This is a genomic window from Acuticoccus sp. (assembly GCF_965213555.1).
GTDB lineage: Bacteria > Pseudomonadota > Alphaproteobacteria > Rhizobiales > Amorphaceae > Acuticoccus.
Genome location: NZ_OZ243890.1, coordinates 3,208,397 through 3,231,338 on the forward strand (window position 1 = coordinate 3,208,397; position 22,942 = coordinate 3,231,338).

Below are 22,942 nucleotides of genomic sequence, written 5' to 3' on the forward strand. Positions count from 1 at the left end.
AGCCAGCGATCCCGATGGGAGGAGCCGATGGACTACACCCGCTTCCTGGCGATGATCGCGACATCGACCGTCACCATGTTCGTCCTCATGTACCTCAACACGTACGCCCTCGATCACGTGTTCTACAGCGAGACGCGCACGTACATGGCGCTCTACATGGGAGGCGCGATGGCGATCATCATGCTCACGTTCATGCTGAACATGTACCGCAGCGTCGCGGTGAACGTCGCGATCTACGTGGCGAGCGCAGCGATCATCGCGACCGGCGTCTACCTCGTGCGCAGCCAGTCCACCATCGAGGACGTCGCCTACATGAGCGCGATGATCCCGCACCACTCCATCGCGATCCTGACCAGCGAGCGGGCGAACATCTCCGATCCGCGGGTCCGCGAGCTCGCCGATGCGATCATCGCGACCCAGCGCGAGGAGATCGCGCAGATGAAGCAGCTCATCGCCGACCTGTCGGCAGACTGACGCCGCAGTCCCCTCGCATGGTGCGGGCACGGTGAAGGTCCTCGTCTCCACCGTCATCGACGCGCCGCCGGAGGCCGTGTGGGAGGTGGTGCGCGACTTCAACGGGCATGACGCGTGGACCCCGGCGGTCACGGACAGCGCCATGGAGCGCGGCGCGCCCACCGATCGGGTGAGCGGCGTGCGGCGCTTCCACCTCGCCGACGGGTCGGAGCTGCGCGAGCAGCTCCTCACCCTGTCGGATGCGGACATGACGCTGAGCTACTGCTTGCTCGACACGCCGATCCCGCTGTTCAACTACGTCGCCCACGTGCGGCTTCTCCCCGTCACCGACGGCGACATGACGTTCTGGCAATGGCAGTCGCGCTTCGACACCCCGGCGGGACGCGAGCGCGAGCTCGCCCACCTCGTCCGCGAGGACATCTACACCTCCGCGATGAACGGCCTGCGCGAGCGCCTTCGAGGAGCGAGCGCGTGAGCCGGGCGTGGCCCGTTCCACGCGACGAGCTCGTGCGCGTCGCGTCCCACGATCCGTCCTGGGACGGACGGTCCGCGCAGGAGGCTCCGGCGATCCGCAACCTCGGCTGGGACGCCTATGGCGAGGGACAGCGGGACTCCGTCGACCGCCTGGAGCGCGATGCGCTGTCGGAGGTCGTCGGCACGCGCAGGCCGACCACCTCCGCCGGGCCACCCATCATTCCGGTGGAAGACCCGCCGGAGGCGAGTCTTCTCACAAGCGACATTCCGGCGGAGCCGACACCTCCATCGCCCCGCGGTGCGGGGCTCGGGTCAAGGCCGAAGAGCGAAGCGTGCCTTGAGTCGAGCCGCGCGCCGCGGGACACTGGGCCCACGAGGGAGCGGCCCGGCACCACGGTGAGGGCTGCCCACGCGGGGAGGAGACCGTAATGCCCGTCACCGTCACGACCTGCGCGACGCTCGCCCAGGCTGCTCGCGCCGCGGCCTCGCGCACCGCGCGGGTGATCGGCGGCGGCACCATCGTGATGCGCGCCGTCAACGACGGCGACACGAGCTTCGACACCCTTATTCGCGTGACCGACCCGGCCTACACGCAGGTCCGCGCGACGGGGGGCGCGTTCGTCATCGGCGGCGGCGTCACGATGGCGGACATCGTCGCGCACCGGGACCTTGCCTTCCTCGCCCCGGTGGCGCGGGTCGTCGGCGGGCCCCAGGTACGCTCGGCGGCGACGATCGCGGGCAACCTGTTCGCCGAGCCACCCTACGGCGACCTTGCCGGCGCGCTCATCGCGCTGGGCGCGACGGTCGAGGGTGCCGACGGGCGCCGCACGCCGGTGGAGGAGCCCGTGCGCCGGCGCGAGGGGTTCGTTGCCGCGGTGCACGTCCCGCGCCCCGACGGCGAGCTGCGCTTCACCAAGGTTTCGCGCGTCAGGCCAAAGGGCGTCTCGGTGATGTCGATCGCGGCGCTGGTGCCCCGCGGCGGGCGGGGGGAGACACGGATCGTGTTCAACGGCATGGGCCCCTACCCCATGCGCGCCGCCGCCGCCGAGCGCGCGCTCGCCGGCCGCCCGCTCGACCCCGCCGCCGTCGCCGAGGCGGCCCGGGTCGCCGCCGACGGGCTCGAGCCGAGGGACGACGCGCTCGCCTCCGCCTGGTATCGTCGCGAGGTAGCCGGCGTGCACCTCGCCCGGCTGCTCACCGCGCGCTGAGAGGTTCCGTGGCCAAGACCCCCGTCGCCTTCACCCACAACGGCACCGAGCGCGCCGTGTTCGTCGACGGCGGCCAGAACCTCCTCGACGTGCTGCGCCGCGCGCTCGGCGACCTCACGCCGAAGTACGGCTGCGGGCAGGGGACTTGCGGCGCCTGCACCGTGCTGGTCGACGGCGCGCCACGCCTCGCCTGCCTCACCCTCGCCGAGACCGTCGCGGACCGCCATGTAGAGACCGTTGCCGGCCTCGCCGCCGAGCGCCCGGCGCCGCTGCAGCAGGCCTTCATGGACCACTTCGCCGCCCAGTGCGGCTACTGCACCTGCGGCATGCTGATGTCGGCCACCGCGCTCCTGCGCCACAACCCACGCCCGTCGCGCGAGGACGTGGTCGAGGCGATCTCGGGCAACCTGTGCCGCTGCACCGGCTACGAGGCCATCATCGAGGCCGTCCTCACCGCCGCGCACGGTGCCCCCTCGCGCGCAGGAGCCCGCTGATGCCCATCGAGTTCCGCAAGGAGTACTTCGCCGACGAGCGGGACGACGACCTCAACGTCATCGGCCAGCCCACCCAGCGGCAGGACATGGTGGGACACGTCACCGGCCGCTCGCCGTACTACGACGACCACCTGTTCGACGGCCTCCTCCACATGCGCTGCGTGCGCTCGCCCCACCACCACGCACGCATCAGGCGCATCGACACCGCGGCCGCCGAGCGCATGCCTGGCGTGCGCCGCGTCATCCTCGCCAAGGACGTGCCCAACAACCTCAACACGCTGCTCTCGCTGCTCGACTTCGGGCTCGACGACGAGCCGATGATCTCCGGCGACGTGGTGCGCTACGTCGGCGAGCCCGTCGCCGCCGTCGTCGCCGACACCGAGCGGCAGGCGCGCGAGGCGGTGGCCGCCGTGCGCGTCGAGTACGACCCGCTCCCTCACGTCCTCGACCCCGAGGAGGCGCTGGCGCCTGGCGCGCCGTCGGTGAACCCGGCCTACCCGAACAACGCCTTCGTCTACCACGACCGCTACGACCACCAGAAGTTGCGCTACGGCGACGTCGACGCCGCGTTCGCGCGCGCCGACCGGGTGATCGAGGGGCGCTACCAGATGAGCCCCATCGAGCAGGCCCCCATCGAGACGTGCGGCGCCATCGCCGCGCCAGAGACCAACGACCGCTGGGTCTGCTACACCTCCACGCAGGGTCTGTTCTTCTCCCTCGGCGTGTCGGCCAAGCTCCTCGACGTGTCGTCGGCGCGGCTGCACTTCATCGGCGGCACGGTGGGCGGCGGCTTCGGCGGCAAGGTGGATTCCATCCACGAGCCGCTGGCGATCCTCGGCGCCATGCTGACCGGCCGGCCCTGCAAGGCGATGTTCGACCGCGAGGAGGAGATGCAGGTGGGCGCCCCACGCGGGGCCGAGCGCTGGTACGTGACCGACGGCGTGATGAACGACGGGCGCATCGTCGCCCGTCGCCTGCGCGGTTACTTCGACGCCGGCGCCTACACGCGGCTGTCGTCCTACGCCGTCGTCAAGTGCGTCGGCCACCTGCCGGGGCCCTACACGATCCCCAACGTCGCGGCGGACGTCTACTGCGTCTACACCAACCGGACGCCGGCGACGGCGATGCGCGGCTTCGGCGTGACGGGCGTCGACTTCGCCATGGAGAGCCACATGGACGTCGTCGCCGACGCGCTGGGCCTCGACCCCATCGAGCTGCGCATCCTGAACGCCTACCGGGACGGCGACATGAAGGCCCACCGCCGCGTGGCGCACAACACCGCGTTGATCGAGTGCTGTCAGGTGGCGGCGCAGAAGGCGGGGTGGCGCCTGTCGGCGTCGGCGGAGGCGGCGTCATCGCTCACCGGCGGCGGCGGCGAGCGCGGCCAGCTGCCGAACTTCACCGCCACCGACGACCACGGCCGCGTGGAGGGCTCCGCGTCCGGCTCCTACGGCCGTGGGGGGAGCGGACGACAGCCGGTGGAGGCGGGCCGCGACGCGCCGAGGCCGCGTCCGTCCCACCAGCCGCCCCGCGCGCCGCTGCCCGAACACCGGCCGGCGAGCCCCGCGCCGTCCCGCGAGGCCGCGCGCGAGCGCGCCCCCGAGCCGGCCGGCGCGCCAGGGCCCGCGCCCTCGCGCGAGCCGCGCCGCGGACCCACCCGCTTCTCCTCCATCTCCGGCCTCCGCCGCCGGTGATGGCTGCGCGAGGAGCGCCATGTACCACGCCTTCGTCCGCGCAAGGACGCGCCGCGCGTTCGCCGACCTCAGCGCCGGCGACGTGACGCGCCACCTCTCGCGGTTCGCCGACGACGCCGCACTTGCGGACCGCACGGCCGAGCGGCGGCGCGGCATGAGCCGCATCCGCCTCGCTTGGGGCAGGGTCGTGGAGGAGGACCTCTTCACCTTCGCCGCGCTCGACCCCTTCGGGGCGCCGCCCCGATGGTGACCGCGCGCTGCCACTGCGGCGCCGTCCGTCTCGCCTTCCCCCGCCTCGACCTCGCCTCGGCGCGGCGGTGCGACTGCTCGCTGTGCCGCCGCCGCAGCGCCATCGCGGTGACGGTCCCGTCGCGTGACCTCACCGTGGAGGCCGGCGAGACGCTGCGCACCTACACCTTCCACACGCACACCGCGCAGCATCACTTCTGCAACACGTGCGGCGTCTACACCCACCACAGGCGACGCTCGAACCCCGACGAGTACGGCGTCAACGTCGCCTGCGTCGACGGCATCGACATCCGCGCGCTGGAGTGGAGTTGGGTCGACGGCGTCGACCACCCCTCGGACCGCGCCGCGGCCGAGGAGGGGAGGGACCGTTGACGCCGCTCGCACGGTCCGGAACCCAAGGCAGGCGCACCGCGCCATGGCGGACGGGACGCGCCCTCTCGGATGTGGCAGATCGTGAAGCGCACGCACCGCTTCGCGGGGCGCGGCTCAGGAGTGACCCGCTTGGCTTTCGCCCTCAGCTCAACCGAGGTTGACCGCGACACCCTCCGCGGCATGGCGCTGATGGTGGGCGCCGCCGTCGTGATGCCCTGCCTCGACGCGGTCGCCAAGTGGCTCGGCCAGTCCATGTCGCCCGCACAGATCGCCGTCATGCGCTTTGCCCTTCAGACGGGGCTCCTCGCGGTCGCCCTCACCCTGGCGCGGCGCCCCCTCGTCGATCGCCTGGTCCTCAAGGCCTTCCCCAAGCTTGCGCTCGCCGGGGCGTTCACGTCCGTTGCGACGCTGGTCTTCTTCTGGGGGCTTCAAGTGCTGCCCCTCGCGAACGCCGTCGCGATCTTCTTCGTCGCGCCCCTCATCCTCACGGCGTTCGGCGCGCTGTTCCTCGGCGAACGCGTGGGGCTCCACCGCGGCGCTGCCGTCGTCGTCGGCCTCGTAGGCGCCCTCATCGTCATCAGGCCCAACTTCCTGGAGTTCGGGTGGATCGCGATCCTCCCCCTCATCGCCGCCACCGCGTTCGCCGCCGTGATGACGACGCTGCGCTCCGCCCGCCTCGCCCTCGACGGGTTCCGCACCCAGCTCGTCACCGGAGCCTTCGCAGGAGGAATCCTCGCCATAGGCCTCGTCCTAGGCACGCTCCTCGACATCTCCGTCTTCGAGGTGTCCGTCCCCGCCGCCGACCTCGTGCCCCTGATCGTCGCCCTCGGCGTCCTCGGCACGCTCGGGGGGGCAATGATGGTCTTCGCCATGAGGTTCGGCGAGGCGAGCCTTCTCGCCCCCCTCCAGTATGTCGAGATCGTCGCTGCGGTGATGCTCGGCTACCTCGTCTTCCACGAGTGGCCGGACGCGCTTACCTTCCTTGGCATGGCGATCATCCTCGCTGCCGGCCTCTACACGGTCCATCGCGAGCGCAGGCGCGTGAGGAACCGGCCGCTCGCGGCAAGCCCTGGAGCCCACCCATGACCCTCCATCGCGGCCGCGGCTTCGCGTGCATCAACTACCCCATCGGCATGAACCTCGGCGGCGACCCGTCCCAGGCCCTCGTCCACTCCAACCCCGACGGCAAGTTCATGGTGGCGCTGTCGTCCATCGACCTCGGCCAGGGCATGAAGTCGGTGACGCGGCAGATCGCGGCCGAGACGCTCGGCGTCCCCATCGAGGACGTCTACGTGGACACCGCCGACTCCGACACCGGCCCGCACTGCATGGGCTCGTTCGCGTCGCGTGGCACCCACCGCGTCGGCAACGCGGTGATCGCCGCGGCCAAGGAGGCCCGCGCCGTCCTCCTCGAGGCCGCCGCGGAGGAGCTCGAGGTCAACGCCACCGATCTCGTGACGGACGGGCGCGGCAACATCCACGTCAGGGGCGCGCCATCGCGCTCCATCACGGTGGCCCAGGCGAGCCAGTCGGCCCAGTTCAAGCAGGGCCGCACGGTGTCGGGCCGGGGCATCTTCCTCATCCCGCTGTCGGAGGTGGATGCCCAGACCGGCGAGATGACCCCGGTCTCGTGCTACGCCCACGCCGCGATGATCGTCGACGTCGAGGTGGACGATGAGACCGGCGAGGTCGCCGTGACGCAGATGAACTCCGCCTACGAGCTCGGCCGCGCGCTCAACCCCAAGCTCGTCGAGCAGCAGCTGGTCGGCGGCGCCTGGATGGGCATGAGTCATGCGCTCTACGAGACCACCGAGCCGTACTACCCCGACCGCCGCGAGGGTCCCGTCGACTTCAACCACTACCTCATGCCCGGGCCCGGCGACATCGCCCCGCACAACGTCGCCGTCCTGGAGCGTCCGGCGCCCGATGGCCCCTTCGGCGGCAAGGGACCGGGCGAGATGTGCGCCAACCCGGTGCTGCCGGCCGTCGCCAACGCCGTGTTCGACGCAGTCGGCGTACGCATCACCGACCTCCCCATCACCCCGGAGAAGGTGCTGCGCGGCCTGCGCGACAACGGCGGCGTCCGCCCCAGCCGCCGCGCCGCCGCCGCTCGCTCGTAGCAGGGGCGCGCAGACGTCCAGCCTCGCAGGGGACGTCGATCCGATCCGCCGCGCACCGGCGTTCGACCCCTTCAATCATTCCGGTGGAAGACCCGCCGGAGGCCGGTCTTCCCTCGAAGCGACATTCCGGCGGAGCCGACACCCTCAGGACCGTGCCGAGGGCGCCTCGGGTCAAGGCCGAAGAGCGAAGCGTGCCTTGACGCGCGGGGCCCTCGGCGCGAGCATTCCCCTCCGAGAGGGCTTTTGGCGCTCCGGCCGCAACCGCGAGCGCTTACGTGCCCATCCGTCCCACCATCGCCGGCATCGACGGCCCCGACCGCCTCGCCGAGGCGCTGCGCGACGCGCAGTACCTCGCCGGCGACGACCTCGCCACGGCCGCCTACCTCGCCCTCGCGCTGGGCAAGCCGCTGCTCCTCGAGGGTGCGCCAGGCGTCGGCAAGACCGAGGCAGCGAAGGCCATCGCCTCCATCCTCGGCCGCGAGCTCCTGCGCCTGCAGTGCTACGAGGGGATCGACGCCGCCACCGCGCTCTACGAGTGGAACTACCCGCGCCAGATGCTCGCGATCCGCCAGGCGGGCGAGGCCTACGTCAACATCTACGCCGACGACTACCTCATCGCACGGCCCATGCTGGAGGCGCTGCGCGACCCGCGCGGCACCGTCCTCCTCATCGACGAGGTGGACCGCGCCGACCACGAGTTCGAGGCGTTCCTCCTGGAGTTCCTGTCCGACTTCTCGATATCCATCCCCGAGCGCGGCACGGTGCGGGCTGACGAGCACCCCGTCGTCATCCTGACGTCGAACCGCACCCGCGAGCTACACGAAGCGCTGCGGCGGCGCTGCGTCTACCACTGGATCGATTACCCCGACGCTCGCCGCGAGGCCGACATCGTGATGATGCGCGCGTCCTCCGTGGCCCGCACCACGGCCGAGCGCGTGGTGGCGGCGGTCGCGCAGCTCCGCGCCGAGCCCCTCGCCAAGGTCCCCGGCATCGCCGAGACCGTGGAGTGGGCCGAGGCGGCGACGCTCCTCGCGCGCCAGGGCGAGGCGTGGCCTGCCGCCTTCCGTCGCGCCATCGGCGTCGCGCTGAAGGACGCCGACGACCTTGCCTACGTGGCGCCGCGGCTCGACGCGATCCTCACCGACGCCGCCGCCTGACCGGGGCAGAACGCTGGAGACTATGCCGTGAGCACGACCCCATCGGCCACGACCGGCACCGCTGGCGGACGGCTCGCCGCCTACGCGCCGGTCATGCTCAGCGTCCTGCGCATCGTCGCGGCGCTGATCTTCTTCGCCCACGGATCGCAGAAGCTCCTCGGCTTCCCGCCGACCGACACGTCCCCGGAAGCGTTCACGCTATCCTGGATCGCTGGCGTGCTCGAGCTCGTCGGCGGGTCGCTGCTCCTCGTCGGCCTGTTCACCCGGCCGGTGGCCTTCATCCTGTCGGGACAGATGGCGTTCGCGTACTGGCTGGCGCACGCGCCGCGCAGCCCGTTCCCGGTGGAGAACGGCGGCGACGCATCGATCCTCTACTGCTTCGTGTTCCTCTACCTCGTGTTCGCCGGCCCCGGCCCGCTCAGCCTCGACGCTGCGATGTCCGGCCGAGCGCGCAGCACCTGACGCGCTCGCCGGCGTGCGATCGAATGCCCGAGCCGTTGCCACGCGCCGTCCGCCCGTTCGTCACCTTTGCGACGCGTCTGCGCGCCAACGACTTCCTCGCAGCGCAAGAGCAGACCCAAACCTTCGTCGCAGCCGTGGGGCTGCTCGGCCCGCGACGCATGGCCGACGTCTACGCCGCGGCGCTCGCGACGTTCGGGCCGGCGCCGGAGCGGCGTGCGGCGTTCGACGCGCTGTTCCGCGCCCACTTCCTCGGCCACACGCTCGCCGCGCCGGCGGCCTCGGACGACGATGAGGTCGAGGTCGCCGAGCCGGGGGAGGGCGAGGCCGAGTGGTTGCCACCCGACGAGGAGACGCGCTCCGGCGAGGAAGCGACCGCGGCCGAGGCGCTCGCCGGGCGCACCTTCGCGCCGGCCGGCGAGGCCGAGGCCATGCGGCGCTTCCGCCGCGCCGCCGCCGCGCGGCTGCCGCGACGTCGCTCCCGCCGGCTCGGGGCGAGCCGCGCCGGCGAGCGGCTCGACATGCGCCGGGCGCTGAAGGAGGCGGTGCGGCGCGACGGCGAGGTGATGCGCCTGCCGCGGCTCGCCCGACGGACGCGGCAGCGCCGCATCCTCCTCCTCCTCGACGTGTCGGGCTCGATGGCGGCGCACACCGACGGGGCGCTGCGCTTCGCCCATACGCTGGTGCGCACCGCCGAGCGCGTCGAGGCGTTCACCGTCGGCACCCGGCTCACAAGGGTGACGCGCCCGCTCGCCCGGCGCTCGGCGGTGGCCGCCCTCGACGCCGCGTCGGCCGCGGTGCCTGACTGGGACGGCGGCACGCGGCTCGGCGACGCGCTCGCCTCCTTCCTCGCCGTGCCGCGGTATGCCGGCTTCGCCCGCTCTGCCGTGGTCATCATCCTGTCGGACGGCCTGGAGCGCGGCGACCCGGCGGCGCTGATCGGCGCCGTCACCCGGCTGTCGCGTCTCGCCCACGCGATCCTGTGGCTGTCGCCGCTCGCTGCCGATCCCCGCTATGCGCCGCAGACGGAGGCGCTCGCCGCCATCCAGCCCATGCTGACGCGCCTGGGCGACGGCTCCTCACCCGCGGCGGTGGCGGATGAGGTGCTGTCCTTCGCACGGCACCTTGCGGCGAACGCCGGCTCGCCGCTGCGCACCGATCCGCGCTAAGGCAGGGTGGAGCGGCCTACCATCCCGTCCGTGCGCCTGCGTCCGCAAGGCCTCGGGACGGTGGGTCGCTAGCGCCAAAGCCGAGGGAGCCCATGGAGATCGTCGACGCCCACCATCACATTTGGCGCCGCGCCGACCTGCCCTGGCTCCTCGGTCCCACCGTGCCGCGCATCTTCGGCCCCTACGACGAGATCAAGCGCGACTACCTCATCGACGAGTACCTCGCCGACATCGACGGCACCGGCGTTGCCCGTTCGGTCTATGTGCAGGCCAACTGGGCGCCCAACTGGTTCGCCGACGAGGTCGCCTGGGTCAGCCGCGTCGCCGAGCGCTCGGGTTGGCCGCACGCCATCGTCGGCTACGTGGACATGGGCCAGGAGGATGCTCGGGGCGACCTCGACCGGCTCGCCGCCTACCCGCTGATGCGCGGCGTGCGCCACCAGATGCATTGGCACCACAACCCGCTCTACCGCTTCGCTGGCGGGCCGGACGTCGTCGGGTCGGAGGCGGTCCGGCAGAACGTGGCGCGGCTCGCCGACCATGGCTGGGTGTTCGAGCTCCAGGTCTTCTCGCAGCAGGCGGACGCTGCGCTGGCCCTCGTCGAGGCGTGCCCCGAGGTCACGTTCGTGCTCCAGCACGCTGGCATGCCGGAGGATCTCACGGACGAGGGACGCGAGGAGTGGCGCGAGGCGATCGGCCGCCTCGCCGCGCGACCCAACGTCGTGTGCAAGGTCTCTGGGTTCGGCACCTTCGTGCGCCGCCTGGCGCCCGAGCACGTGGCCTGGACGACGAGCGAGGCGCTCGCCCTGTTCGGCGCCGAGCGCTGCCTCTACGGCTCCAACTTCCCGATCGAGAAGATCTGGACCGACTATGCGAGCCTGCTGAACTCAGTCCTCGGTGCGCTCGAGCCGTTCAGCGAGCAGGAGCGCGACGACGTCCTGCGGCGGACGGCGCAAAGGGTCTATCGGCTGGCCGAGTGATCGGGCGTCCTCTTGGCGGAGCTGAAGAGACGCTAACGCAGTCGGAAGCACGAGCGCTCGAGGAAGCGGCGCGCGGCTGGGCGCGGCGACCGGCCCGAGCGTCCTCGCGCTCTTCAGTGGACGTGGTAGCCTCCCCCGCATGGCGCACAAGCCCGAGGGCTATCCTACGGTCTCTCCCTACCTGCTGGTCCCGGACCCGCAGGCGCTGCTCGACTTCGCCGCGTCGGCGTTTGGCGCCGAGCCGCTGAGGGTGATCCCCGACGGCGCCGGCCGCATCCTGCACGCCGAGTTCCGGATCGAGGACTCGGTGGTGATGCTGGGCGGAATGCCGGGCGGGCCGGGGGGGCATCTGCACCTCTACCTCGCCGATCCCGACGCGGCCTTCCTCCGCGCCGTCGACGCCGGCGCGGAGGAGGTGCAGCCGATGACCGAGAAGGGCGACGGCGACCGCCGCGGAGGCGTCCGCGATCCGTCGGGCACGACTTGGTGGCTGTCGCGGCAGCTCTGAACATGCGCTTCCTCGCGGCGCCTCGCTCGCGGCGGCGACGATTGGGCCTGACTGGGCCCTCCCGCTCCAAGTGTGCACACCACGGCGCTGAGGACGTGATTAATGCGCGCGATCCAGCCGCCCTTCCGTCGAGCATGGCACTCGCGAGTTTTTCAGACCCTCCGCCATGCCGTCCGTCCCGGTGCCTCGCTAGTCTTGCGCTGGCCTGGGTCGCGCGCCCAGCCGGCGACCGCCCTGCCGAGGGCCGCGCCGGCGCGAGCCCGAGGGCGAGGCGACGGAGGGGACCATGGCGCTCGAGATCAAGCTGCTCGACTACGGAGACATCGAGCTCGAATCGTCCTTCCTGGTGCTCGGGCGCGACTGCGGCCGCACCCGCCGAGTCTACACCTACGGGTTCCTGATCACCGGCGGCCGTTACCCCATCGTCGTCGACACCGGCTACCGCGACAACGCCATCATGGAGACGCTCGGCATGCGCGGGCTCTCCTTCCACGAGAACCAGATCGAGAACCAGCTCGCGCGCCACGGCGTGAAGCCCGGCGACGTGCGCTACGTGTGCCACACGCACCTCCACATCGACCACGCAGGCAAGGACGACCGCTTCCCCATGTCGACCACCGTGGTGCTCAACCGCCGCGAGCTCGAACACTCCGTGTCCGGCCTCATGCACCCGCAGTACCCCAAGCCCGATATCCAGCACCTCATCGAGCGGCTGCACACGCCGGGCGCCCTGCGCTTCGAGGACACGGACCTCACCGGGGAGGTTGAGCTCATCCCGGGCGTCACCCTCGACTGGGCCGGCGCCCACACCGAGGGCTCCATGAACATCCACGTGGAGACGGCCGAGGGGCGCGCTACGATCTGCGGTGACGTGATCTACGACTTCAACGACCAGGTGGTGACGCCGCTCAACGAGGTGAACGACCACGAGCCGCGCGTCACCGGCAACCATTCCGTCTCCAAGCGCGAGGAGAAGGCGGCGATCAAGAAGCTCCTCGCCGGCTCGCGCTTCCTGCTGCCTATCCACGACAAGCCTGCGAGGATCGAGCACGCCCGCGTCGTCGGCCGCCTCGACCTCGCCGTGCCCGGTCCGATCACCCAGACGGTGCCGCGGCGCGAGTGGTTCCCCGCCTGATGGTCCACGCCGCGCTCGACCCCGCGTTCCGCTCCCTCGTGGACGAGCACGCCCCCGTGCGCCAGCTCGGCAGCGGGTTCGCCTTCACCGAGGGTCCCGTGTGGCACCCCGACGGCTGGCTCACCTTCTCCGACATGCCAGCCGACGTGCGCCGCCGCTGGGACCGGCACGGCGTGCGCGAGGTCGCCCGTCCGACCAACAAGGGCAACGGCCTCACCTACGACGCCGACCTCGACCTCATCGTGTGCGAGCACGCCACCTCGTCGCTGGTGCGCATCCGCCCGGACGGCACGCGCGAGGTCCTCGCCAGCCACTTCGAGGGGCGCGAGCTCAACAGCCCCAACGACGTCGTCGTGTCCTCCGACGGATGGATCTGGTTCACCGACCCCTGGTACGGCCGAATGCCGGTGTTCGGCGTCGAGCGGCCGCGCGAGCTCGGCTTCCAGGGCGTCTACCGCGTACGTCCCGGGATGGCCGAGCCCGAGCTCGTCGCCGACCGGTACCTGTTCGCGATGCCCAACGGGCTGTGCTTCTCGCCCGACGAGTCGCGGCTCTACGTCAACGACACCGAGCAGGCGAACATCCGCGTCTTCGCGATGCGCGACGGGCGGCCCACTGACGGCCGCGTCTTCGCGAGCGGCATCAAGGACCAGACGCAGCCGGGCGTTCCGGACGGGATGAAGTGCGACCACCTCGGCAACGTGTGGGTCACCGCGCCCGGCGGCCTGTGGGTCTACGCGCCGGACGGCCGTCCCCTCGGCAGGGTCGCGATCCCCGAGCTCGCCGCCAACTTCGCCTGGGGCGGCGAGGACTGGCGCACGCTGTTCGTGTGCGCCTCCACCTCGCTTTACTCGCTGCCCGTGAAGGTCGGTCCGCGCAACGAACCCTTCATGCGCGCTCGTCCCAAGGCGGACGGCGCTGCGAACGCGGGCGGCGCGTCGGCGTCCGCCGCGGCGTCGGCGCACGGTCGCGGCGCCACATCCTCCGCGGCAGCGACGGCGTCAGCGCGGGCGGGCGACGGCCTCGACCTCGATTCATCGCGCTGCGCCCTCATCATCCAGGACATGCAGAACGACGTGGTGATGGAGGGGGGCGCGTTCGCCGCCTCCGGCGCGCCCGCGCACTGCCGCGAGCAGGGCGCCATCGACAACGCCCGCCTCCTCGCCGAGCGCTGCCGCGCCCGCGGCGTCCCCGTGATCCACGTCTGGTTCATCGTCGAGCCCGGCGCACCGGGCCTAACGTTGAACGCACCGCTGTTCGAGGGCGTTGTGGACGAGCGCGCCCTGGTCCGCGGCACCTGGGGCGCGGCCCCCGTACCGGGCCTCGAGCCCGCCGCCGGCGACCACGTGGTGGAGAAGATGCGCATGAGCGCGTGGGAGGGCACGCGCCTCGAGACGATCCTGCGCGCGGAGGCCCGCGACACGCTGATCTCGTGCGGCGCGTGGACCAACATGAGCGTGGAGCACACCGCGCGCACCGGTGCCGACAAGGGCTACCTGATGGTGGTGCCGGAGGACGCGTGCTCGACGATGAACGCCGACTGGCACCGCGCCTCGGTGGACTACGCCCTGCAGAACGTGTCCGCCGTCACCACCACTGCCGCGGTCCTTGCAGCGCTCGCGTGAAGGTGGGCCCCCGGCGCCCGCCCATGCAAGGCACGCTTCAAATGGCATGACAACACCTGCCCATTAGGACAGCTGTCCCCGATCCGATGAGGATGGTCCTCCAGGATGGGACCGGGGTCGGCCCCCGCGTCGCCGTCCCTCAGGGTTCACCAAACCGTCACCCCGCTGCCGGCAAACCTCCACACAGGACCATCGTTCCGCCGTCCCGCTTTGCTTCGTCCCGCGAATGCGAACCAAGCGAAGGGCCCCACGATGATCAGCCGCCGCAGCATGCTTGCTGCCCTCGTCGCCGCCGGGGTGCCCATCGGACGCCTTCCCCTCCTGGCAGCTGAGGGTCCGAACGGCAGCCCGGTCCGTCCCTTCGACTTCGACGGACTGATGGCCAAGGCCCAGGCGGCCGCGCGCGAGCCCCACCGACCGGCACCGCTCGTCGCCCCAGCGGTCCTCGACCGGATCGACTACGACGCGCACTGGAAGATCCGCTTCCGGCCGGAGGCGGCGCCGCTGATCGGTGCGACGCCCATGCAGCTCTTCCACCTCGGAAGGTACGCGCGCGAGCCGGTCCGCGTCCACGTCATCGAGGGCGGCGTTGCCCAAGGGTTGCCCTACAGTCCATCGCTCTTCGCGATGCCCGTGGACAGCCCGGCCCGGCTGCTGGGGCAGGACGCCGGCTTCGCGGGGCTGCGCCTCATGCGGCGGGGGAACGGGCCGGACTGGCTCTCCTTCCTCGGAGCGTCCTACTTCCGCTGCGACGGGCCGGACGGGCAGTACGGGCTCTCGGCCCGTGGGCTTGCCGTCGACACCGCGCTTCCCTGGCCGGAGGAGTTCCCACGCTTCTCGGAGTTTATCGTCGGGCCGGGCGAGCGGGAGGGCGAGGACGTCGTCGTCTACGCGCGCCTCACCTCGCCGAGCGTGGAGGGTGCCTACCGGATTGGGGCGTCACTCCTGCCGCAGGGTCCGCAGCGGTGCGAGGTCGCCGCACGTCTTTACTTCCGCGAGGGGGTCGAGCGCCTTGGCGTGGCGCCGCTCACCTCGATGTTCTGGTTCTCCGAGACCAACCGCCCTGAGGCGTCCGACTGGCGACCCGAGGTCCACGACAGCGACGGCCTCGCCATGCACACCGGCGTCGGCGAGCGCATCTGGCGTCCGCTGCGCAACCCGGACGAGCCGGTGTTGACAAGCTTCCTCGACGATGGGCCGCGGGGCTTCGGCCTCATCCAGCGGGACCGCGACTTCTCGAGCTACCAGGACGACGGAGTGTTCTACCACCGCCGCCCGAGCGCCTGGATCACGCCGCGGAGCTACTGGGGCGAGGGCGCCGTGCAGCTCTTCGAGATCCCGACGCAGGACGAGACGTTCGACAACATCGTCGCCTTCTGGACGCCCAAGCTGCAGCCCGCGGCCGGTGCAACCCTCGCCTACGACTACGCCATCGATTGGCAGGAGCGCGACCCCGCACCGAGCTCGCTGGGCCGCGCGGTCGCCACGCGGCGCGGTGACGGCGGCATCCCGGGACAGCCGGCGCCATCCGACCGCACCAAGTACGTCATCGACTTCGAGGGCGGCGCGCTCGCCGGGATCGAGGACGGCGTCGAGCTGTCCGTCGAAGCTCGAGACGGGGCGCTCTTCCAGCCGTCCGTGCACGCGGTCGTTGGCACGAACCGCTGGCGGGCGATCTTCGACCTCTCGGCAGAGCCTCAAGCCAGGGTGGAGCTGCGCGCCTTCCTTCACCGACGCGGCGACGCGCTGACCGAGACGTGGACGATGCTCGCGCAGGCCTGAGTGCGGCTCAACGTGCCGTGCCGGAGGAAGATTTCAGACGGAAGGGATGGCCCATCGCAGGTCGAAACGTCACACTGACGCGCCGGCCGTGCGACGGCCCGGCCAACGTTCGCAACACGCAAGGGGCCAGGAGACGCATGACCAACCTTACGAACACCGCCGCCGCCACGGCGATGCTCGCCTTCGGGGCGGCCGTCGGCGCGGCGCACGCGCAGGATGGCGAGCCCATCAAGATCGGCTTTATGGCGACGCTCGAAGGCACCTACACCATCCTTGGCGAGGATGGGCAGCGCGGTTTTCGCCTCGCGCTGATGGAGGCCAACAACGAGGCAGGCGGGCGGCCCATCGAGGTCGTGACGGCGTCCACGGACGCATCGCCGGACTCCGCGGTGCGCGCCGCGCGCAAGCTCGTCGAGCAGGACCAGGTGGACTTCATCATCGGCCCACTGTCGGGCTCTGAGGGGATCGCGCTGCGCGACCTCGCCAAGGAGTACCCCGACGTCACCTTCATCAACGGATCGTCCGGTGCGCAGGAGGCGACCTACGTCGATCCTGCGGAGAACTTCTTCCGCTACAACATGGACGGTGCGCAGTGGGGCGTCGGGCTCGGTGAGTACGTGGTCAACGAGAAGGACTGGAAGTACGTCGCCTCGGTCGCTGAGGACTACTCGTTCGCCTACACCAACTTCCTCGGCTTCGCGAAGGAGTTCTGCGAGGCGGGCGGCGAGATCGTCGAGCGCTTCTGGGTGCCGCTTGGAACCAAAGACTTCGCCAGCGTGATCGCCGCGCTGCCGGACGACGTCGACGCCATCTACCTCGGGCTGGGCGGCGGCGACGCGGTGAACTTCCTCAACCAGTACCAGCAGGCCGGCGGCGACGCGAACCTCATCGGCGGCACCATCATGGTGGATGGCACCGTGCTGAACTCCAAGGGCCGCGCCAAGCAGGCGCTCGTCGGGACGCCGGGCTCCGGCCCGCAGGCCGACGACTGGGAGGATGAGGACTGGCAAGCTTACATCAAGGCCTACCAGGACGCGTTCCCGCCGGAGGAGCGGTTCAACTCGCCGTCGCTGGTCGCAACGGCCTACTACAACTCGACCAACGCCGCGCTCCAGTGCCTCAACGAGATCGGGGGCGAGCTGTCGCAGGATCAGTCCGAGTTCCGTGCCTGCCTCTCCGACATCGAGCTCGACGCCCCCAACGGGCTGATCACGCTCGATGAGAACCGTCAGGCCATCGGCTCCAACTTCGTGTTCGAGGTGGTCGAGGGAGAGAACGGCGAGCTCACGACCGAGATGGTGAAGAAGGTCGACAACATCGATCAGCGGCTCGGCATGGAGGCCGCGGCGTTCGATGCCATGGGCCGTCCGTCCCGCGATGTTCCGGAGTGCGTTCCCGGCCAGGGATGACCACGACGGTGCAGCTCGGAGCCGCTCACACCGGCATTGGGTTGTCCGGCCGACCGAGCTCCCACAGCGTGTCGGCCGTGGCATAGTTGTTGTAGCCGCAGCGGGCGATGGCCTGCGCCCGCTGCGCGTCGAAGCGGCCGTCCACCACGTAGTCGTCGTCGAGGTGGACGGCGACGACCTGGCCGACGACGAGGAACCAGTCGAGCTCGCGCCCGGCGAGGTCCACCAAAGCCTCGGCGGAGATGACCCGGCACTCGAGCGCCGCGGGGCTCGCCTTCACGAACGGCGCGGCGATGAGGCGCGAGGCTCCGGCCTCGAGCCCGGCGCGCTCGAACTCGTTCACGTCCTCGTCGAGCGTCGCTGAGGAGGTGTTCATCTCGTGCTTCAAGGCTTCGGTGGCGAGGCTGAAGGTGAACTCGCCCGTCCGCCGCGCGTTCGCCGCCGAGTGCTTTAGGCTCTGGCTCGAGAAGGCGACGATGTTCGGCCGCGACGACAGGGCGTTGAAGAACGAGTACGGACCGAGGTTGGGCACCCCGTTCGCGCTCAAGGTCCCGATCCAGCCGATGGGTCGCGGCGCGATGATCGCCTTGAACGGGTCGTAGCGCAGGCCGCTCCCTGCGGGGATACCATCGCCGTCTTCGTAGAACATGCATCCGCTCCGGTTGACGCGACGGACCAAGCACGGCCCAACGGCGGCGACAACCGTCCCGCCCGATCCCGTCGGTGCCGCCGCGACAACGAGGACACTCGATGCGTTATGCCTCCATCACCGACCGCATGGCGGGTCTTGGCTCCGGCAAGTGGGCCGTCCACGTCGAGGCGCGGCGTCGGGCTGCAGCCGGGAACCGCATCATCGAGCTCACCATCGGCGAGCCTGACGTCGCGCCCGAGCCCGCGCTCCTCGAGGTGATGATGCACGCGCTCCGTGCCGGGCGCACGCGCTACGGCAGCGGACGGGCCGACCCGGCGCTCGCCGCGGTGATCGCCGAGCGCTACGCGAGGCGTTCGGGCCGGTCCGTCGCCGCGGCGAACGTTCTAGCCTTCCCCGGCACCCAGGCCGCGCTCTACGCCTCGATGACGGCGCTCGCCGACCACGGCGACGAGGTGCTCGTGGGCGATCCCATGTACGCCACCTACGAGGGCGTCGTCCGTGCGACGGGGGCGCGGGTACGCCCGGTGCCGCTGCGCGCCGCGGACCGTTTCCACATGCGCGCCGAGGATCTCGAAGCAGCCGTGACGCCGCAGTGCCGCGTCCTCCTGCTCAACTCGCCGCACAACCCGACGGGCGCGACGCTGACGCGGGACGAGATCGCCGCCATCGGCGAGGTGTGCCGGCGCCACGACCTGTGGATCGTGTCGGACGAGGTCTACGAGGAGCTGACCTTCGACGGCGCCTTCGCCTCGCCCTTCGACGATCCGGCGCTCGCCGAGCGCACCGTCGCGGTGTCGTCGATCTCCAAATCCCATGCCGCGCCGGGGCTGCGCTCGGGCTGGGCGGTGGGGCCGCAGGAGTTCTGCCAGCGGCTGTTGCCCATCTCCGAGACCATGCTGTTCGGCACGCCGCCGTTCATCGCCGACGCGACGGCGCACGCGCTCGGCGCGGCGTCCGCGACGGCGGAGCGGATGCGGCTGGCCTACCGCCGCAGGGCCGGCCTCGTGGCGGAGAGCATCGCATCGCCGCTCGTCCCGCTCATTCCGGACGGCGGCATGTTCATCCTCGTCGACGTTGCCGCGACGGGGCTCGACGGCGAGGGCTTCGCCTGGCGGCTGCTCGACGAGGGCGTCGCGGTGATGCCTGGCGGCTCCTTCGGTGAGGGCGCGCGCACGTTCCTGCGCATCAGCCTCACCGTGCCCGACGAGGCGCTCGCCGAGGCGTGCTCGCGGATGAACCGCCTCGCCGAGCGCGTGGTCCCGGAACGCCGTCGCGCGTGACGCCTCCTCACGGCATCGGGATGTCCTGGGCAGACGGCACGGAGTAGCCGCGCTGCACGGCCGGGCGCTCGGCGATCGCGAGGTACCAGCGCTTGACGTTCGGGAACTGGTCGAGGTCGACCCCATGCCACTCGAACCGCGCCGCCCACGGCCACGTCGCGACGTCGGCGACGGAGTAGGAGCCGGCGATGGCCTCGCGCCCCTCCAGGCGCTTGTCGAGCACGCCGTAGAGCCGCTGCGTCTCCTTGAGGAAGCGCTCCTCGGCGTAGTCCGCCTTGCCCTTGTTGAAGCGGTGGAAGTGGTGCGCCTGGCCGAGCATCGGGCCGAAGCCGCCCATCTGCCACATCAGCCACTCGGTGGCGCGCCAGCGCTCCTCCCCGTCCGTCGGCATCAGCTTGCCCGCCTTGTCCGCGAGGTAGAGCAGGATCGCGCCGGACTCCATCAGCGTGAGGCCGGTGTCCGTGTCGCGGATCCCGGGGATCTTGTTGTTCGGCGCGACGGCGAGGAACTCGGCGCCGAACTGCTCGTCCTTGGTGATGTCGATGGGGTGGACGGAGTAGTCGAGGCCGCACTCCTCCAGCATGATGGAGGCCTTCTTCCCGTTCGGCGTGCCCCACGTGTAAAGCTCGATCGTCATAAGGTCCCCTTCGCTGATCACGACGCTTATAGCGAGTGGGCGCGGCCTGACCACGCTCGCTGGTTCGCACGGCGGGCTTGCTCCGCGCGCGGCAACCGCTAAGACGTTCGACAAGCGACTCGTTCAAGCGTCGCATGTTGGGAGGAACTGATGAGGAACGTACTCTTCGCGGCAGCCGCAACCGGTGCCGTGCTCGTCGCGGGCGCGGCCGAGGCGCAGCAGCTCCGCTTCATGACCGGGCCGCAGGGCGGCTCCTGGTACCCGCTCGGCGGCGCGATCCAGAACATCGTCGAGTCCAACATCGACGGCACGTCGGTCCAGGTCCTGCCGGGCGCGGGCATCGCCAACGTGAAGGCGATCATGGCCGGCCGCGCCGACATGAGCCTTGCGAACTCGGTCTCCACCGTGGACGCCATCGCCGGCAACCCGCCGTTCGACGCAAAGGCGGACGACATCTGCAACATGGGGACGCTGTACCCGCAGTTCTTCCAGTTCGTCGCCCTCGCCGACTCGGGGATCCAGTCGTCCGCCGACCTCGCGGGCAAGGCCGCGGCGATCCAACCCGAGGGCAACACCGGCGAGGCGATCACCGAGCACCTCCTCCAGGTGAACGGACTGACCTACGACGACCTCAGCCGCGTCAACCAGGGCTCCTACACGGATGCTGTGTCGCTCATGAAGGACGGCAACGCGCAGTTCTTCACGCTGGTGACGACGGTGCCCGCGGGCGCCATCATGGACCTCGCCTCCGCGCGCGACATCAAGATGGTGCCGGTGGAGGGCGAGATCCTCGCCAAGATGCAGGAGCTCAACTCGGGCTACAAGGAGCGCACGATCCCCGCCGGCAGCTACCCCGGGCAGGACGAGGACGTGACGACCATCGGCTTCTCCACCCACCTCATCACCACCTGCTCGGCGGACGAGGAGCTCATTTACAACGTCATCAAGAACATCGCCGAGAACATCCCCGACCTCGCGGTGATCGCCAATGCCGTGGAGGGGCTGACGCCGGAGGAGATGGCAACGGACATTGGCGTTCCGATGCATCCGGGTGCCCAGCGCTTCTACGACGAGCAGGGCGCGAGCTGACGCCGACGCCGTCCGGCGAGCCACCCCATAGGCCGGCCTGCGCGGCGTCGCCTGCGCGGGCCATCACCGACCGCGTGATGTTGCCATGGCCCTGATCTCGACGCTGCGCAACTCCTGGGGTTCGACCACGGTCTCCGCGGTCGCGCTGTCGATGGCGCTCTATCACCTCTACGTCGCGTTCGTCGGGCCGCCCGACGCGCTTGTGTTCCGCGCGGTTCACCTCGCCTTCGTGCTGGCGCTGGCGTTCCTCATGCTGCCGCTGCGCGGCACGCGCGACGAGAAGACCGGCGCGCCGGGCATCGTCGACCTCGTCCTGTTGGCGGCGGCGCTCGGCGCGGCGCTCTACCCCATCGCCGTCTACGGCTACATCACCAACCGCATCTACTACGTCGATCCGCTGGTCACCCCGGACTTCGTGTTCGGCATCCTCGCCATCGTCCTCATCCTCGAGGCGACGCGACGCGCCGTCGGCTGGGCGCTGCCGGCCACCGCGGCGGTGTTCCTCGTCTACGCCCTGGTCTGGAAGGGCTTCGGCGTCGAGATCGTCCTCGACCAGCTCTACATGACGACGGAGGGGATCTTCGGCATCCCGCTCGCCGTCTCGGCCACCTACATCGTCCTCTTCATCATCTTCGGCGCGCTCGTAGAGCGCTCCGGCGCGGGCCGCCTGTTCATGGACTTCGCCATGAGCCTCACCGGCCACGCCGCCGGCGGCCCCGCGAAGGTGGCGTGCGTGACGAGCGGCCTGTTCGGCTCGGTGTCCGGCAGCGCGGTCGCCAACGTGATGACGACGGGCGTGTTCACCATCCCGATGATGCAGCGCATCGGCTACCGCCGTGGCTTCGCCGGTGCGGTTGAGGCGGTGGCCTCCACGGGCGGGCAGATCATGCCGCCGATCATGGGCGCCGCCGCCTTCGTCATGGCCGAGTTCCTCGGCGTTTCCTACCTCCAGGTGGCCGCGTTCGCGCTGTTCCCGGCGCTGCTCTACTACGTGGCGCTCTTCATGGCGGTGCACTTCGAGGCCAAGCGCACCGGCATGAAGGGGCTGCCGCGCTCCGAGCTCCCCAGCCTGCGCAAGACGCTCATCGAGCGCGGGCACCTCTTCCTGCCGCTCGTCATCATCATCGCCGTCCTCCTCGCGGGCTACTCGGCGCCCCTATCGGCGCTCGCGGGGATCGTGTCGGTGGTGCCGGCGGCGCTGCTGCGCTCCACGACGCGCAGCGAGGTCGACCTCGCGGTCGTCGCCGATGGGCTGATCTCGGGCGCCAAGAACACGGTGGCGGTGGCACTCGCCTGCGCGTGCGCCGGCATCGTCGTGGGCACCATCACGCTCACCAACCTCGGCACCGAGTTCACCCAGCTCGTGATCTTGGTTTCCCAGGACTCGCTCGTCCTCGCGCTGGTCCTCACGATGATCGCCGGCATCATCCTCGGCATGGGGATGCCCACGACGCCGGCCTACATCGTTCAGGTGGCGCTGCTCGTCCCCGCCCTCGTCAAGCTCGGCGTGGTCCTCGAGGCTGCGCACATGTTCGTGTTCTACTACGCGATCCTGTCGGCGATCACGCCGCCGGTCGCGCTCGCGGTCTACGCGGCCAACGGCATCTCGCGCGGCGGGCTTTGGGACACGGGCTACGCGGCGCTGAAGCTCGGGGCGACGGGCTACATCATCCCGTTCATGTTCGTATTCGGTCCGTCGATCCTCTTGATCGGAACCTGGCCGCGGATCACGACGACGCTCATCACCGCGCTCGTCGGGGTCGTCTGCCTCGCCGGTGGCATGACGGGCTACTTCCTGCGCAGGGCGGGCGTCGTCGAGCGGCTCCTCCTCATCACCGCGGCGCTCGTCCTTATCAAGCCGGGGATCGTGACGGACGCGGTGGGCGCCGGCCTCATCGCGATCGTCGTCGCGATCCAGCTCGCCATGGGACGACGCGAGGCGCGTGTCGCTGGACAGGCGGCCGAGTAGGGGACG

At 70.9% G+C, this 22,942-nt stretch carries 23 protein-coding genes; 21 read left to right on the top strand and 2 right to left on the bottom strand.

Features of this window, described 5'->3' with window-relative positions; genetic code table 11:
* The first annotated feature begins 27 nt into the window (after nt 1–27).
* The 18 genes from ACOOE8_RS15125 to ACOOE8_RS15210 all read left to right on the top strand — a co-directional run bounded on the left by ACOOE8_RS15125 (nt 28) and on the right by ACOOE8_RS15210 (nt 17,309).
* A complete protein-coding gene (locus ACOOE8_RS15125; RefSeq protein WP_420392261.1) occupies nt 28–474 on the top strand; it encodes a DUF305 domain-containing protein in 447 nt (148 codons plus the stop codon).
* Nucleotides 475–505: 31 nt separating this feature from the next.
* Nucleotides 506–949, top strand: coding sequence for an SRPBCC family protein (locus ACOOE8_RS15130; RefSeq protein WP_420392262.1), 444 nt, complete (start codon nt 506–508; stop codon nt 947–949).
* 427 nt (nt 950–1,376) lie between these two features.
* Entirely contained in the window at nt 1,377–2,156 is a 780-nt protein-coding gene (locus tag ACOOE8_RS15135) for an FAD binding domain-containing protein (RefSeq protein ID WP_420392263.1), read from the top strand.
* Between the two features lie 8 nt (nt 2,157–2,164).
* Nucleotides 2,165–2,650, top strand: a complete 486-nt coding sequence (locus ACOOE8_RS15140; protein ID WP_420392264.1) for a (2Fe-2S)-binding protein — start codon at nt 2,165–2,167, stop codon at nt 2,648–2,650.
* Nucleotides 2,650–4,344, top strand: coding sequence for a molybdopterin cofactor-binding domain-containing protein (locus ACOOE8_RS15145; RefSeq protein WP_420392265.1), 1,695 nt, complete (start codon nt 2,650–2,652; stop codon nt 4,342–4,344). The genes ACOOE8_RS15140 and ACOOE8_RS15145 overlap by 1 nt, the downstream gene beginning before the upstream one ends.
* A gap of 19 nt (nt 4,345–4,363) precedes the next feature.
* Nucleotides 4,364–4,594, top strand: a complete 231-nt coding sequence (locus tag ACOOE8_RS15150) for a hypothetical protein (RefSeq protein WP_420392266.1) — start codon at nt 4,364–4,366, stop codon at nt 4,592–4,594.
* On the top strand, nt 4,588–4,965 hold the full coding sequence (locus ACOOE8_RS15155) for a GFA family protein (protein ID WP_420392267.1): 378 nt from the start codon (nt 4,588–4,590) through the stop codon (nt 4,963–4,965). The genes ACOOE8_RS15150 and ACOOE8_RS15155 overlap by 7 nt, the downstream gene beginning before the upstream one ends.
* Before the next feature lie 129 nt (nt 4,966–5,094).
* Complete coding sequence (locus tag ACOOE8_RS15160; protein ID WP_420392268.1) at nt 5,095–6,051, top strand: DMT family transporter; 957 nt, start codon at nt 5,095–5,097, stop codon at nt 6,049–6,051.
* Nucleotides 6,048–7,085: a xanthine dehydrogenase family protein molybdopterin-binding subunit gene (locus ACOOE8_RS15165; protein ID WP_420392269.1), complete on the top strand. Its 1,038-nt coding sequence runs from the start codon at nt 6,048–6,050 to the stop codon at nt 7,083–7,085. Before ACOOE8_RS15160 ends, ACOOE8_RS15165 begins: the two co-directional genes overlap by 4 nt.
* Before the next feature lie 275 nt (nt 7,086–7,360).
* A complete protein-coding gene (locus ACOOE8_RS15170) occupies nt 7,361–8,242 on the top strand; it encodes an AAA family ATPase (RefSeq protein WP_420392270.1) in 882 nt (293 codons plus the stop codon).
* 93 nt (nt 8,243–8,335) lie between these two features.
* Nucleotides 8,336–8,704, top strand: a complete 369-nt coding sequence (locus ACOOE8_RS15175; RefSeq protein WP_420394725.1) for a DoxX family protein — start codon at nt 8,336–8,338, stop codon at nt 8,702–8,704.
* 23 nt (nt 8,705–8,727) lie between these two features.
* Nucleotides 8,728–9,870 (top strand): VWA domain-containing protein, encoded by a 1,143-nt coding sequence (locus ACOOE8_RS15180; protein ID WP_420392271.1) that lies wholly within the window; start codon nt 8,728–8,730, stop codon nt 9,868–9,870.
* A gap of 92 nt (nt 9,871–9,962) precedes the next feature.
* On the top strand, nt 9,963–10,850 hold the full coding sequence (locus ACOOE8_RS15185; protein WP_420392272.1) for an amidohydrolase family protein: 888 nt from the start codon (nt 9,963–9,965) through the stop codon (nt 10,848–10,850).
* Between the two features lie 139 nt (nt 10,851–10,989).
* Nucleotides 10,990–11,358 (top strand): VOC family protein, encoded by a 369-nt coding sequence (locus tag ACOOE8_RS15190; protein WP_420392273.1) that lies wholly within the window; start codon nt 10,990–10,992, stop codon nt 11,356–11,358.
* Nucleotides 11,359–11,644: 286 nt separating this feature from the next.
* On the top strand, nt 11,645–12,493 hold the full coding sequence (locus ACOOE8_RS15195; protein ID WP_420392274.1) for an MBL fold metallo-hydrolase: 849 nt from the start codon (nt 11,645–11,647) through the stop codon (nt 12,491–12,493).
* Nucleotides 12,493–14,118 carry an isochorismatase family protein gene (locus tag ACOOE8_RS15200; RefSeq protein WP_420392275.1) on the top strand — a complete coding sequence of 542 codons (1,626 nt, stop codon included), beginning with the start codon at nt 12,493–12,495 and terminating at the stop codon, nt 14,116–14,118. The genes ACOOE8_RS15195 and ACOOE8_RS15200 overlap by 1 nt, the downstream gene beginning before the upstream one ends.
* Nucleotides 14,119–14,370: 252 nt before the next feature.
* Nucleotides 14,371–15,900 (top strand): glucan biosynthesis protein, encoded by a 1,530-nt coding sequence (locus tag ACOOE8_RS15205; RefSeq protein ID WP_420392276.1) that lies wholly within the window; start codon nt 14,371–14,373, stop codon nt 15,898–15,900.
* 137 nt (nt 15,901–16,037) lie between these two features.
* Nucleotides 16,038–17,309, top strand: a complete 1,272-nt coding sequence (locus ACOOE8_RS15210) for an ABC transporter substrate-binding protein (protein WP_420392277.1) — start codon at nt 16,038–16,040, stop codon at nt 17,307–17,309.
* Nucleotides 17,310–17,334: 25 nt separating this feature from the next.
* Here the strand turns inward: ACOOE8_RS15210 and ACOOE8_RS15215 are convergent, their stop codons facing one another.
* Nucleotides 17,335–17,958: a flavin reductase family protein gene (locus tag ACOOE8_RS15215; RefSeq protein WP_420392278.1), complete on the bottom strand. Its 624-nt coding sequence runs from the start codon at nt 17,956–17,958 to the stop codon at nt 17,335–17,337.
* A 101-nt stretch (nt 17,959–18,059) separates the two neighbouring features.
* Between ACOOE8_RS15215 and ACOOE8_RS15220 the strand changes: the two genes are divergently transcribed.
* A complete protein-coding gene (locus tag ACOOE8_RS15220; RefSeq protein WP_420392279.1) occupies nt 18,060–19,241 on the top strand; it encodes a pyridoxal phosphate-dependent aminotransferase in 1,182 nt (393 codons plus the stop codon).
* Between the two features lie 7 nt (nt 19,242–19,248).
* On the opposite strand, the gene ACOOE8_RS15225 is transcribed toward ACOOE8_RS15220, so the two are convergent.
* Nucleotides 19,249–19,878 carry a glutathione S-transferase family protein gene (locus tag ACOOE8_RS15225; RefSeq protein WP_420392280.1) on the bottom strand — a complete coding sequence of 210 codons (630 nt, stop codon included), beginning with the start codon at nt 19,876–19,878 and terminating at the stop codon, nt 19,249–19,251.
* 150 nt (nt 19,879–20,028) lie between these two features.
* Between ACOOE8_RS15225 and ACOOE8_RS15230 the strand changes: the two genes are divergently transcribed.
* Together ACOOE8_RS15230 and ACOOE8_RS15235 are read left to right on the top strand one after the other, a co-directional pair.
* The gene (locus tag ACOOE8_RS15230) at nt 20,029–20,967 is read left to right on the top strand and encodes a TAXI family TRAP transporter solute-binding subunit (RefSeq protein WP_420392281.1); all 939 of its coding nucleotides are present in this window, start codon (nt 20,029–20,031) and stop codon (nt 20,965–20,967) included.
* Between the two features lie 85 nt (nt 20,968–21,052).
* A complete protein-coding gene (locus tag ACOOE8_RS15235; RefSeq protein ID WP_420392282.1) occupies nt 21,053–22,936 on the top strand; it encodes a TRAP transporter permease in 1,884 nt (627 codons plus the stop codon).
* Nucleotides 22,937–22,942: the final 6 nt, after the last annotated feature.